The sequence below is a fragment of the Paenibacillus lacisediminis genome (genome assembly GCF_046567315.2).
In genome coordinates this window covers 238,607-251,532 of record NZ_JBKIAX020000009.1, presented here as the reverse complement: position 1 = coordinate 251,532, position 12,926 = coordinate 238,607, and the positions used below count along the sequence as shown (strand labels likewise).

Annotated in this window: 11 protein-coding genes and 1 pseudogene; 7 read left to right on the top strand and 5 right to left on the bottom strand. The window is 53.9% G+C overall.

Features of this window, described 5'->3' with window-relative positions:
• Positions 1-14 precede the first annotated feature (14 nt).
• From ACLD72_RS18780 to ACLD72_RS18765, 4 genes are all read left to right on the top strand, one after another.
• A complete protein-coding gene (locus tag ACLD72_RS18780) occupies positions 15-770 on the top strand; it encodes a ThiF family adenylyltransferase (protein WP_411001579.1) in 756 nt (251 codons plus the stop codon).
• Complete coding sequence (locus tag ACLD72_RS18775; RefSeq protein ID WP_411001580.1) at positions 767-1,432, top strand: YdeI/OmpD-associated family protein; 666 nt, start codon at positions 767-769, stop codon at positions 1,430-1,432. The genes ACLD72_RS18780 and ACLD72_RS18775 overlap by 4 nt, the downstream gene beginning before the upstream one ends.
• A 248-nt stretch (positions 1,433-1,680) precedes the next feature.
• The gene (locus ACLD72_RS18770; protein WP_411001581.1) at positions 1,681-4,116 is read left to right on the top strand and encodes an ATP-binding domain-containing protein; all 2,436 of its coding nucleotides are present in this window, start codon (positions 1,681-1,683) and stop codon (positions 4,114-4,116) included.
• A 47-nt stretch (positions 4,117-4,163) separates the two neighbouring features.
• On the top strand, positions 4,164-4,304 hold the full coding sequence (locus ACLD72_RS18765) for a hypothetical protein (RefSeq protein ID WP_458476110.1): 141 nt from the start codon (positions 4,164-4,166) through the stop codon (positions 4,302-4,304).
• 226 nt (positions 4,305-4,530) lie between these two features.
• On the opposite strand, the gene ACLD72_RS18760 is transcribed toward ACLD72_RS18765, so the two are convergent.
• The 3 genes and pseudogenes from ACLD72_RS18760 to ACLD72_RS18750 form a co-directional block, all read right to left on the bottom strand.
• Positions 4,531-4,749, bottom strand: coding sequence for a hypothetical protein (locus ACLD72_RS18760; RefSeq protein ID WP_458476109.1), 219 nt, complete (start codon positions 4,747-4,749; stop codon positions 4,531-4,533).
• 123 nt (positions 4,750-4,872) lie between these two features.
• Positions 4,873-5,247 (bottom strand): annotated as a pseudogene (locus ACLD72_RS18755) (HNH endonuclease); the annotation flags it as partial.
• A 962-nt stretch (positions 5,248-6,209) separates the two neighbouring features.
• A complete protein-coding gene (locus tag ACLD72_RS18750; protein WP_128634853.1) occupies positions 6,210-6,506 on the bottom strand; it encodes a CD3324 family protein in 297 nt (98 codons plus the stop codon).
• 404 nt (positions 6,507-6,910) lie between these two features.
• Between ACLD72_RS18750 and ACLD72_RS18745 the strand changes: the two genes are divergently transcribed.
• Positions 6,911-8,224 (top strand): replication-associated recombination protein A, encoded by a 1,314-nt coding sequence (locus ACLD72_RS18745; RefSeq protein WP_411001627.1) that lies wholly within the window; start codon positions 6,911-6,913, stop codon positions 8,222-8,224.
• 44 nt (positions 8,225-8,268) lie between these two features.
• Here the strand turns inward: ACLD72_RS18745 and ACLD72_RS18740 are convergent, their stop codons facing one another.
• A complete protein-coding gene (locus tag ACLD72_RS18740; RefSeq protein ID WP_411001582.1) occupies positions 8,269-9,156 on the bottom strand; it encodes a LysR family transcriptional regulator in 888 nt (295 codons plus the stop codon).
• A 113-nt stretch (positions 9,157-9,269) separates the two neighbouring features.
• Between ACLD72_RS18740 and ACLD72_RS18735 the strand changes: the two genes are divergently transcribed.
• Positions 9,270-10,655, top strand: a complete 1,386-nt coding sequence (locus tag ACLD72_RS18735; RefSeq protein WP_411001583.1) for an MFS transporter — start codon at positions 9,270-9,272, stop codon at positions 10,653-10,655.
• Positions 10,656-10,814: 159 nt separating this feature from the next.
• On the opposite strand, the gene mnmA is transcribed toward ACLD72_RS18735, so the two are convergent.
• A complete protein-coding gene (mnmA, locus tag ACLD72_RS18730) occupies positions 10,815-11,951 on the bottom strand; it encodes a tRNA 2-thiouridine(34) synthase MnmA (protein WP_411001628.1) in 1,137 nt (378 codons plus the stop codon).
• A gap of 303 nt (positions 11,952-12,254) precedes the next feature.
• Between mnmA and cymR the strand changes: the two genes are divergently transcribed.
• Positions 12,255-12,674 carry a cysteine metabolism transcriptional regulator CymR gene (cymR, locus tag ACLD72_RS18725; RefSeq protein WP_411001629.1) on the top strand — a complete coding sequence of 140 codons (420 nt, stop codon included), beginning with the start codon at positions 12,255-12,257 and terminating at the stop codon, positions 12,672-12,674.
• Positions 12,675-12,926 lie beyond the last annotated feature (252 nt).

The following is a 12,926-nucleotide window of genomic DNA, read 5'->3' as shown; positions in this document are numbered from 1 at the left end:
GAGGTGCTTAGACGATGCTTCATCAATTTTCACGGACCGAGCTGGCGATTGGGGCGGAAGGGCTGGACATATTGAAAAAAAGCACTGTAGCCGTGCTTGGCATCGGCGGGGTCGGTTCGATTGCCGTCGAAGCTTTGGCCCGGACCGGGGTCGGCCGTATCATTCTGATCGATAAAGACGTCGTCGACATCACCAACATCAACCGGCAAATCCATGCGCTGACGACGACGATCGGGCAAAAGAAAGCGGACCTGATGTGCGAACGGGTCAAGCTGATCAATCCGGAGTGCGAAACGATCGCCCTGAATATGTTTTACACGGAAGAAACGTGCGAGGAATTGTTTAAATACGAAATCGATTACGTGCTCGACGCTTCCGATACGATCAAATACAAAATTCATTTGATTAAGGAGTGCCTGAAACGCGGGGTTCCGATTTTGTCCAGCATGGGCGCGGCCAACAGGATGGATCCGACAAAATTTCAGGTGGCCGACATTTCCAAAACCCATATGGACCCGATGGCCCGGGTCATCCGCGCGAAATTACGGGAAGAAGGCATCCGCAAGGGCGTTAAGGTCGTGTTTTCCACGGAGCAGCCGGTGAAGCCGCGTGCCGATGTCACCAAAAAGATCGTTCCGGAAAACGCCCCGGAAATCCGCAAAGCGAAGCAACCGCCGGCCAGCAACTCGTTTGTGCCGCCGGTGGTGGGGCTGATCATGGTCAGCGTCGCCGTTCGCGAGCTGCTGGAGCGCGGAGGAGTGCGCGTATGAACGAGGCGCTGGCGAAAAAGCTGCGTTTGCCCGGAGGCGGCGAACGGACTTTGGTGTTGAACGCGCCCGACGGTTATTTGGGTGAGCTCGGCCTTGGGCCGGATCACGCCGTATACGATGCGAAGCTGGCTGGGAGTTATGATTTTGTTCAGATGTTTTTTCGCTCGATCGGAGAAGTGGAGGACCGGGCCAACGAGGTGCTTGGCGCGGTCAAACCGGACGGACTGCTGTGGTTGTGCTATCCGAAGGGCGGCGCCAAAGCGGGCACGGACCTGACCCGGGACAAGGGCTGGGAAACGGTGAAGGCGGCCGGATTTGAGGGGATCGCCCTCGTTTCGGTGGACGAGGTGTGGTCGGCCATGCGTTTTCGCCCGGCCGAATTGGTGAAGGTTGCGCCGTCATCGTCCCGACGCGCTGCGGGGAGCGGAGTGGCTCCGGCTAAGAAGCCGGCCCAGCCGTTGGAGGCGCCGGAGGATTTGACGGCCGCTTTGCACGATCATCCGCAGGCTGCCGCGTTTTTTGCTGGGCTCGCCCCTTCCCACCGAAAGGCTTACATTGAATGGATATTGGAGGCCAAGCGGGAAGAGACGCGGCAGAGCCGGATTGCCAAAACGATTGAAAAGCTGGGGCAGGGGCTCAAACGCCCAAGCGATAAAGCGTAAAGCCTTGGTATTAGGCCAATTTTACGGAGCATAGGGCCGTACGCGGCGTGAAATCTATAGAACTTGAGCGCAGGTTTGATGAAAGCATCGAATCTGCGCTTTTTTTGCGCGCCTATGTTATTTGTACCTGCTTTGTTGGAGAAGTTCGCCTTTTTTTCGCCGTAGTGATATAATGAGACTTCTCTGGCTCCGGATCATGGAAAATATAGCAGATGGCGGAGTACATCAATCTTAGGAGGTAACTGAAAGTGGAACATTTTCAAAGTGCCTATCAAGAAGAAAAGGCGCGGCTCGATCGCACCCTGGAAGAGATCGAAAGGCAGCTGAAGGAGCTGCGCAGCATCCCGGTGTATACGGGGCATGATTTTACGGAGCAACTGCTTGAGGAAAACCGCGAGTCGCAAAGAAAGCAGCTGGAGCAGTCGGTGCGCGAACCGTATTTCGGCCGGCTCGATTTTGCGGAACGGGGCAGAAGCCGAACGCCGATCTATATCGGCAAAGTAGGCGTCGGCGATCCGGAAGTGGGGCATCCGCTCGTCATCGATTGGCGCGCGCCGATCGCCAGTTTGTTTTATTCTTTTACCGGCGGGGATGAGGCTTCTTATGTCGCCCCCGAAGGTTTGATTGACGGACTGGTGTACTTAAAACGCAACATTGTGATTCGCAAAGGCATTCTCGACCGGGTGGTGGATACTTACGACAAGGACAGCGACGGACCGGCCGTAAGCGACGAGTTCCTCGTGTACCGCCTCGGCGAAAACAAGGATAACCGGCTTCGCGATATCGTTTCGACGATTCAAGCCGAGCAGGATCAAATTATCCGTGCGGCCAAAAATACGGCGTTGATTATCCAAGGGGTCGCCGGCAGTGGGAAAACGACCGTGGCGCTGCATCGGCTGGCCTTTTTGCTGTACCAGTACAAGGAGCAGATCTCTGCGGAACGGCTGGTGATTTTTGCGCCCAACCATATGTTTATTGATTACATTTCCGAAGTGCTGCCCGAGCTGGGGGTCGGGGATATCCAGCAAAACACGTTCAGCGATTGGGCGGCTCAGGTGCTTGGTTTGGATGCGGGGCCGTCCGACGGTTCGGAAGCGCTGTCGCGCTGGTTCGATGGAGACTGGCCGGGACAGGCGGCAGGCCGGGGCCGGGCGGAAGAGAAGGATCGGGCGAAAGAGCAGGTGCTGGAGCAAGGGCTGGGACAGAAATTGAGGCAGGGAATCGCCGAGCGGCTGGCGCAGACGCAGGATCAGGGGGAAGAGCAGGATCGGTTGAAAGAGCAGGATCAGGTGAAAGAGCAGGATCAGGTGAAAGAGCAGGATCAGGTGAAAGAGCAGGTGCTGGCACAGGGACTGGGACGGAAGCAGATGCAGGGGATGGCGCAGACGCTGGCTCGGGTTCAGGTTCAGGGACGCCTCGACGATGCTCAGTTGCCCGGCCGGTTTAAAGGCTCGATGCATTTTAAAACGTTAATTGACACCTATCTGGAAAATTTGGAGTCCATTTGCGTACCCGAAGGGGATTTTGAGCCTTGGGACGGGGCGCGATTATCCCGGAAGGAAATCATCGCCTGGTTTGAAGGCGAATACCGCCACTATCCGGTCGCCCGGCGCAAAGAGCGGGTACTGGCGCGAATTCATCGCTGGATCGAAATGGAACTGAAAAAGTCTCCTTCTGCAGCAGCGCTGAAGGAACGCAAGAAGAAGGCGCAGCAGCGGGAAAAATCGTACGCCAAAAAGTGGCCGGAGCTTGCTCCGCTTAGCCTGTACCGGGAGCTGTTTGGCATCCGGAGAAGCAGCGGAACTGCGGGCCTTGCGGATATGTCGGCGCGGATTCCGCGGGAGATTTGGCGGGAAACGCAGGGCTACTTGAAGAAAAACACCCTCAAGGAAGAGGATCTGCCAGCACTGTTGTATCTATATTCCGTGGTCAACGAAATCGACGGAAAAATGACCTTCGACCATGTGGTGATCGACGAGGCGCAGGATTTTTCGCCGTTTCAGGTGTATGTGCTGGACCGCTTTGTCAAAGGACATTCGTTTACGATCCTGGGGGACTTGTCGCAGGGCATCCACTATTACAAGGGCGTGCGAAGCTGGGAGGAAATGCAAAGTCTGTTCCGGTCTGAGGAAACAGCTTATTTTGCGCTGACTCGGAGCTACCGCTCGACGATGGAGATCATTGAGTTTGCTAACGAAATTTTGCAGCGGGGCGTAGGTACGGATTTGCTCGCTGTGCCGGTGTTCCGCAGCGGGGAGCCGGTGCGGCTGCTCCCGGCGGCCGGAGAGCAGCGCCTTGGCGCAATCCGGCACGCCTTGGACAAGGCTCTTGCCGGCTCGTACCGGACGGCGGCGATATTGACGCGGACGATGCGGGAAGCGGAAGAGCTTCATGAGGAGCTGACCAAGGCGGGCGCCGACATTCACTTGATCAACGGGGAACTCAAGGAGTATGCCGGCGGAGTGTCGGTGCTGCCCGTTTATTTGTCCAAAGGGCTGGAATTTGACGCGGTAATCGTGACTGATGTTGATCCGCTTCACTACGGGCCGGAGGACGCCAAGCTGCTGTACGTCGGCTGCACCCGCGCGCTGCATGAGCTGTGGCTCCTGCATGGCGACCAGTTGCCGGACTACGTTCCCGGAGAAAACTCCGAGTTCGCCGCCCGCGCGGATGCCGAGGGATAACGTCCTGCAGCTGCGGAGGGATAACGATCTGCGCGTACGTAGGTAAAATGAACTGCGAGCATGTAGGGAAAACGATCTACGAGTATGTAGGGAAAACGATCTGCGAGAACTTAGGGAAAACGATCAGCGGCCGCGGAGGTTTCGAGACCCGAGGTTTGCGATCAGCGGTCCGGGGGCGATTAAACTAACCGATTAGGCGAGTTGATTCACAGTCTACATCCAGCGTGTGGTGCGTAACGGACCGTAGAGACGTTAAATGCAGTAAATCGCCACCCCCAAAATGGTAACGGACCGAGATGACCTTATTTGCATAAAATCACCACAAATGGCCTCATTTGGAGCCGAATAGCGCCTGCTGAGTCCGTTATGTCGGGAAATACCCGGGAAATGGGCGAATAACGTCATTCAGGTCCGTTATGATTTACTGGCTGCCCATCTTGCTTCCTCATGTTTGCTCCTTTGCGAAGGAACGGTGGCTTTGGCGGAGGATGAACTGCAAAAGTGCATTTCATTTTTTGTATATTCCCGTTTTAGGGCGATTGAAATGCAAAAGTGCATCTGTTTTGCGGACATTGGATCAAAAAGTATCTTTTGACTGGAAATGAACTGCACATTTGCATTTGAACCGCCCATTTCGAGGGATTTCGACGAAAGTCGCATGCACTTTTGCACTTCATGTGATGCAAGGCCTCTGAATGGGCACCTGTGACCACATGTAGAGTATAAACTACGGACCTGGCCGCTGGTCAGGATTTTTCATCGGGGTCGGCCCTCGATAAAATCCTCCAGGTCTTGGTCCGCTTTGCTTTGATTGCACAAATTGCAGGCGCAGACGCAATTTACCGGAGTGGTATGGCCACCTTTCGCTTTGGGCAGCAGATGGTCGATCGTGTCCCCGTATTCCCCGCAAAAAAAGCAGGTATGATTGTCGCGGGTGAGAATATAATTGCGGAACGCTTTGTTGGTGTAAAGACGCCGGATCGTGTACGGATTGACGACCACGGCGGCATGCTCGCGAACCAGCGTTACGGCCAACTCGAGGTCGATCTCCTGCTGCCAGCGGCGGCCTTTGTCGGTGCGCCCGCGCATGCGGATCATGCCGTTGCGGTTCAGGCGTAATGTTCGCACGTCCAGGCCCTCCGCCCGCGGCGGCGGTGCGGGCAGCGCCCGCTTGATCCGGCGCTTTGGCGCCGCCCCGTGAGCCGGCAGGGAGGCGGCTTTGGCGTCCAGCCTAGCCGAAGAGGCTCCCGCAACGCCACCGCCTGCTTTGGCAACGATTGCATCCTCCTTGCGGCTCTGCCTGGCAGCTTTGTTCATGGCAGACCTTCCGCTTCGCCGTCCAGTCTTGCCAGCCTCAGGTTTACCGCCTTGTAATGCGGCCATGCCTGCCTCAGGTTCACCGCTTTCCCATGCAGTCTTGCCTGCATCGGGTTTACCACCTTGCCGTCCAGTCCTGCTTACATCAGGCTTTCTGCCTTCGCCACTCGCCTTGAACGTATCCTCCTTGCCGTTTCGCCCGGAAGGTTTGCCGGCAACCGGGTGAGCAACCGGCAGACCGCCCGGCTTGGCCAATTTGCCTGCATCAGCCATTTCGCTCTGCCGCGTAGCCTGGGCCAGGCTAGCGCCGGTGTCCACCGTCTCGGCAAGTCCTACAGCGGAGTATTCCGCGCTCACCGGCTCTTGGACCATGCGGGCCTGCTGCTTCCGAAGCGCCCGGCAGCTTCGGCAGGCCCCGCGGCGCGAGCCTTTGCCGGAGCGCTTGCCGGTGCGCCGGAGGAACTCGGAAGCCGGTTTTGTCTCACCGCAATAGGCGCAGGTTTTTGCCGCCGGATTCGGCGCGTCCCGGCGTGTATCTGGTTTTTGCTCTTCCATGTTGTCCCGGCGGAAAGACGGGGCGTGCTGCTGCGTCAAAGTTGTCACCTCGGTTTCGGATAAGCGGCGTATTCTGTGTTGGTCATATTTTCTTATTATACCTGATCAAATATATAAATATAGCCAAGACCGCGGGTCTTGGCTTCGCATATGGTTAATTTATCGTAGAACCAAGCTGCCGGTTGCCGCCTCGGCTGCGGGGCGGACTTGTATGCCCGCGTTTACTCCGTTACCGCTGCCTGGGGTCTGAGCGCCCGCATTTTGGTCAAAATTTTTCGGATGCTTTCATCGGATAAATGGTATTTGGCGGCTAAATCCCGTACGGAACACCCTGTACGGTGAAGCAGGAAAATCTCTTCGTTTCGTTTGGCGATGGACGTTCGCGATCCGCTCAATTCGCCCCATAACGCTCTCGCCCGTTCCGGTTTCGGGATGTACAGCAGCTCGCCCTGAATATAGTTTTGGAGCTCCTGCAGCAGCCTAGGGGGAAGAACATCCTTCCCATTTTTGTAGTTCACGATCATGTACCTCCTTATTTCGTGGTCCGTTTTCCATAGTTGTTACGATATAAGTCAACATGGCCGTAAATCCCCCTTTCGGCTTGGAATAATATGAGAATATAGCTTAAGATCTATCATAACACAGTCATCATCTAAACGGAAATAAGGGGAGCTGTTCCCAGCCCCCCGTTTTTTTGCGGATTCCGCTTACGCGGAAGCCACCTCACTCACTGAAATCACTTCGATCAGCCCCCTTTCCCGTGATTCGTCGGCCCGACATCTATATTAACTCATATTTCGCGGCGCGGGAAAAGTGAAAGAACAATTATAAGTGTTTTTTACGCCTCAACGCTTTTTACCGCATAGGCCGTGGGTGTGCTAGAATAGAGTAGACAATGCCTACGATCAAGGAAGTGAGCATGATGGATTTGTTTTCCTATCAACAGGAGCAAAACCCGGCGGGGCGGCTTTTGGCCGATCGAATGCGGCCCGTCACGCTGGATGAATATATCGGACAGGAGCATATCGTTGGCCCGGGGAAGCTGCTGCGGCGGGCGATCGAAGCGGACCAGGTATCCTCGATTTTGCTGTACGGTCCTCCCGGATGCGGTAAAACGACGTTGGCCCACATTATTTCCAACCATACGAAAGCTGAGTTCGTCCGGCTGAACGCGGTCGACGCTTCGGTCAAAGACGTTCGGGAAGTGATCGAAAAGGCGCAGAACGACAAGTCTTTTTACGGAACGAAAACGATTCTGTTCCTGGACGAGGTGCACCGCTTCAACAGCTCGCGTCAGGATGCGCTGCTGCCGGCGGTGGAGAAAGGAACGATCATTTTTATCGGCGCGACGACGGAAAATCCGTTTCATTACGTCAACGGCGCTTTGATGAGCCGCTCCACCTTGTTTCAGCTTGAGCCGCTGACGAAGGAGCATTCGCTCATCGCCATGCGCCGGGCGTTGGCCGATAAGGAAAAAGGGCTCGGCTTCATGCAGTTGAAAGCGGACGAGGAGGCGCTGCTGCACATCGCCTCTATGGCAAACGGCGACATCCGCCGCGCCTTGAACGCGCTGGAGCTGGCCGCGATGACCACGCCGCCGCAGCAGGACGGCACGGTGCATCTGACGCTCGAAGTCGCCGAGGAGTCGATCCGCCGCCCGCTGGTCAAGGCGGACGAATCGACGCAATATGACGTGCTGTCGGCGTTCCACAAGTGCATTCGCGGCTCCAGCGACGCCGCCGTGTTCTGGTTTATGTATGCGGTGGAAAAGCTGGGGATGGACCCGATGACGTTCATCCGGCGTTTGATCGCCGCCAGCAGCGAGGATATCGGACTGGCCAATCCGCAGGCGATGGTGCAGGCGGTCAGCGCTTTGGACGCCTACCGCAACAACGGCTGGCCGGAGGCCAAGCTCAATGTCGTCCAGGCGATTCTGTTCGCGGTGGAAAGCCCGAAATCGAACGCCGTGGTTGAGGCGATCGGGAAGGCCATGGCGGCGATTGATGAGGTCGTCTCGGCGGAAGTGCCGCTGCATCTGCGGGACACCCATTACAAAGGCGCCGTGAAGCTGGGGCATGAAGGGTACAAGTATCCCCACAATTATCCGGGGCATTATGTGGACCAGGAGTATTTGCCGCCGAGGTTGTCCGGCCGCACCTTCTATAATGCGACGGAGCAGGGCAATGAGGCGAAAATCAAACACAACCAGGAGCTTCGGCGCGGGAGGAAACGGTAAGGGGCGGGAGTTCGTATGCCTGCCCCTTAGCGTTTACCGGCACCTTATTGGTTCCCGCCGGATAAAGATCTGAAATACTCTTCAACGACCTTACGAAATTCCTGAGCGGCCCGGGAAATGTACCTGCCTCTGTGCCGCAATAATGCTATTTCCCGTACTAATTCATCTTCCTCAACTTGGAGATAATAGATATTTTCCCACGGATTCATGGCGGTGCTTGGTATGAAGCCAATGCCAATCCCGGCTTCCACAAGGGTGCTCAGCCGGGCAGGCTCATTCCCCTCGTACACATATTTAGGCGCAAATCCAGCCGATTTGCATACGGCGTCTGCTAGGTCGCGAGTATGGTAGCCACTCTTTACACCGATAAACCATTCATCCTTAAGTTCTGTCAAAGATACGCTGCTGCGGTCCGCCAGCCGATGCCCCTTTGGCACAGCTACAAGGATAGGGTCGATGTACACGATTTGACACTCAATGTCATCTCCTTGTATTGGAGGCGAAGACAAGCAGAAATCGACCTCTCCGCGCTGAAGTAGCGCAACCATTTCCTGCGTGGTCAGCATTTGCACATGAAATTGGGTATGGGGGTGCTTTTTCCGAAAATCTCGAAGGATATTTGGCAACGTGCTTGCGTTGGTCACCGCCAATTTGATCGTCCCATGTTCCGGGCTGGACAAATCGCGAATCTCCTGTTTCCCCTGGTCCAATTCAAACAATGCCCTTTCCGCACGGCGAAGGAATCTGCTTCCGAATTCATTCAACCGCAAATTTCTCCCTGTTCGATCGAACAGAGGGACCCCCAAATCCTCCTCCAGCCGTTGAATCGTTTTACTCAGCGACGATTGGGTAACGTGCAGACTTCGGGCCGCTTCAGTCATATGTTCCAATCGAGCAACCGTGAGAAAATATTGCAATTGAAGAAGTTCCATTTTGCCCTCCTATTCATTCCTTCAGGTCTATGAAATCATAACATAAAATGCGTTGGAGTGAATGTAAAGAATCAAGTAAGATGTCATTGTAACGCATTAGGGGGGACTCGAAAATGAACACTCGCAGCAGATGGTTAATGATATCCGTTGGACTTGGGATATTACTAAACCCATTAAACTCTTCCATGATTTCCATTGCTATTGCAAGGCTACAACATGTGTACCACCTGGACTTTACCGTTATTTCCTGGATTATTTTTTCTTTCTACATCGCGAGCGCGATCGCGCAACCTGTCATGGGCAAGGCCAGTGATTTGTTCGGCCAGAGAAGGATATTTCTAACCGGTCTTGTTGTATCCTTCGTTTCTTCTTTGCTGGCTCCATTGTCTCCCAATTTTGGCTGGCTTATCGTGTCCCGCATTGTACAATCGATCGGAACAAGTATGATGGTTGTAGTTGGAATGGCCATTGTACGCATTCATATTACGGAAAAACAAGCGGCTGCGCTGTCCGGTTTGTCGATTTTCTTATCCGGTGCGGCAGCAATCGGCCCGTTTGTTGGCGGAGTTTTGCTTCAGTGGTGGGACTGGCATGCCATTTTTCTCGTCAATATTCCGTTCGTGGTGGCTAGCTTTCTATTAGCTTGGAGGATGATTCCCAAAGATGAACCGGCAGCATCCGTTGCACGGGGCATGTCCTTTCGCAAATGGTTTGATTTGATAGATGTTTCGGGGGTTCTACACTTCACAGTGGGGCTGGTTGCCCTGCTCGTTAGCTTACTATCAGCAAAATCATCCGGGCATGCCTCTTCAGGAAATATAATGCTCGGATTAATCGGCCTCGTGACGCTGGGGGCTTTTGTAAGACACGAGTTAAAAACGGCGTCGCCCTTTATTCCTTTGCGAACATTCGCCCAATATCCTGCCATGACTTGGGTCAATGTCCAATTCATGCTCGTTAATTTACTTTTTTATGCTCTTTTTTTTGGGCTTCCATCCTACTTGCAAATGGTGCGCCATGTCAGCGAGTTCCATACAGGGATCATTATGCTTACCTTAGGCTTGAGTTCGCTGGTGGCTTCTCCAATAGCAGGAAAATGGATCGACAAATCAGGACCCAGGCCCGCATTGGTGGTATCCGCAATCCTGATGACATTGGGTTCAGTGTGGATCGTGACATTGAATCAAACTTCACCGGTTATCAGTGTGAGTCTGGCGTTAGCTGCCTTCGGTATTAGCAATGGGCTGAACGCTGTTGGGATGCAGGCGGCTTTGTTTAAAAACTCTCCAAAAGAAATTACCGGTGTAGCATCCGGACTATTCAATACGTCAAGATATATGGGCACTATTCTATCTTCATTGTTGACAGGGATCATCATGGGAGGTACGTTCAGCTTCGCTGGATTTCGACGGCTTGGGGTTATCCTCACGGTCATTGCATTGGTCTTGGTATTTATGAGTCTGCTGCTCCGGGAGTCGGGACAACGGCAAGAGTCATAGAATCATCTAGTTTAAAGAATAGAGGAAAATTAGGGAGTTACAAAGCTAGTTTCTGTCGAAAAATAAAAAATAGCGGACATCCGAGGATGCCCGTTATTTTGTTGCTCCGGAAACCGCTGAACCTGAAATAGGTCCAGGGAGGGAGCCCTAGGCTTCGTTTTACCCCAGCGCCCCCTCCGTCTCACGCGCCTCTAGCTTCACTGGCGACTCGATCGTGCCGCCGCCAAGGCATTCCTCGCCTTGGTAAAATACGACGGCCTGCCCTGGCGTGATCGCTTTTTGCGGCTCGTCAAACTCCACGTACACCGCACCGTCCGCCTGCTTTGTCAAGGTTACCCCTTGATCCGCCTGGCGGTAACGGAATTTTGCCGTGCAGTGGAACGGTCCGTCCGGCAGCTTGTCCGCGCCGGCGATCCAGTTGACGCCCGAAGCGGTCAGCGCCGTCGAATACAGGCGCGGATGCTTGTCGCCCTGAACGACATATAAAATATTGCGTTCCAGGTCTTTATCCGCGACGAACCACGGTTCGCCCGTGCCCGATCCGCCGATGCCGAGGCCTTGCCGTTGGCCCAGCGTATAATACATCAGCCCGTCATGGCGGCCCCTGACTTCGCCGGTCACGATGTCGACCATATCGCCGGACTGGGCCGGCAAATAATTGCTCAAAAACTCCTTGAAATTGCGTTCCCCGATAAAGCAAACGCCGGTGCTGTCTTTTTTCTTCGCCGTGTACAGACCGGCTTCTTCCGCGATGCGGCGGACTTCCGGCTTCGGAAGGTGGCCGATCGGGAACATCGCCTTGGACAGCTGCTCCTGATTCAAGGCATTCAGGAAGTACGTTTGGTCTTTATTGCCGTCAATGCCGCGCAGCAGCTTGTACACACCGTCTTCTTCGACAACGCGGGCATAATGGCCGGTGGCCACGTAATCCGCACCAAGATCAAGCGCTTTGTTCAAAAATTCGCCGAATTTAATCTCGCGGTTGCACATCACGTCGGGATTTGGCGTCCGCCCGCGCTTATATTCATCGAGAAAATAGGCAAAAACTTTATCATAATACTGTTTCTCGAAATTGACGGTATAGTAGGGGATATCGATTTGCTCGCACACGCGGCGGACATCCTCGGCATCCGCTTCGGCGGTGCAGTAGCCGAATTCGTCGGTATCGTCCCAGTTTTTCATAAATATGCCGATAACGTCGTATCCTTGCTGTTTCAGCAGGAGCGCCGTTACCGAAGAATCGACGCCGCCGGACATGCCGACGACAACGCGGGTTTCGTTATTCGGTTTCTTCATTTCTATCACTCCTTTGGGCATTATCGCCCTGCCGTTATTTTACCATACGAATGCAACCCTATACGATGGGTATTCCCTATATTAAAGTAAGGAAAACAATTTGCAACCCAAAAAGGTTGATTTATTTTTCAAAACACATATGATATGTTACGATAAGCAGAGGTTAAAGATAGGAATAGGGAGGTATTCTTTAAATAACTGGACTTCACCCGTGGTTTTGGGCCGTAGGCGCCGTCAATCGCCATTTAATGGATGGAGTTCAATTATATAAAGTTTGCCTGAAAATTGAAAGAGGTGGCTTCTTTGAAGATTTCTACAAAAGGACGCTATGGATTGACGATTATGATGGAGTTGGCCGCAAAATTCGGCGAGGGCCCGACTTCCCTGAAAAGCATCGCCGAAAAAAACCAGCTGTCCGAGCATTATCTGGAGCAGCTCATTGCACCGCTCCGCAACGCCGGACTGGTTAAAAGCGTACGCGGCGCATACGGCGGGTACATCCTGTCGCGCGACGCGAACGAAATTACCGCGGGGGACATTATCCGCGTCCTGGAAGGCCCGATTTCTCCGGTTGATTTTACCGAGGAAGACGATCCGGCCAAACGCGATTTGTGGTTGCGTATTCGCGACGGCATTGCGGAGGTGCTCGATTCGACAACGCTGGAAAACTTAGTCAACTATGAAGAGCATGGCGCGAAAGAGAATTATATGTTCTATATTTGACAGGGACCGAGAAATCCCGCATGTTCAAAAGGATTGAAGGCTGTTTTAACAAAATCCGTTACCCGTACATTACCCGCATTAGGTTAGATTAGTTAGTTATTGATGGCCATTCGAAGTCATCTCTCATTTGCTGCTGACGGGTTTGGGTGACCTGTAGATATATGAATATTTACAACAGTGTATAGCCAACCAAACAAAGAGCCTGCGGATTCGCAGGCTCTTTGTTTGGTTCGTCCTAGAAATCGGCGCTTG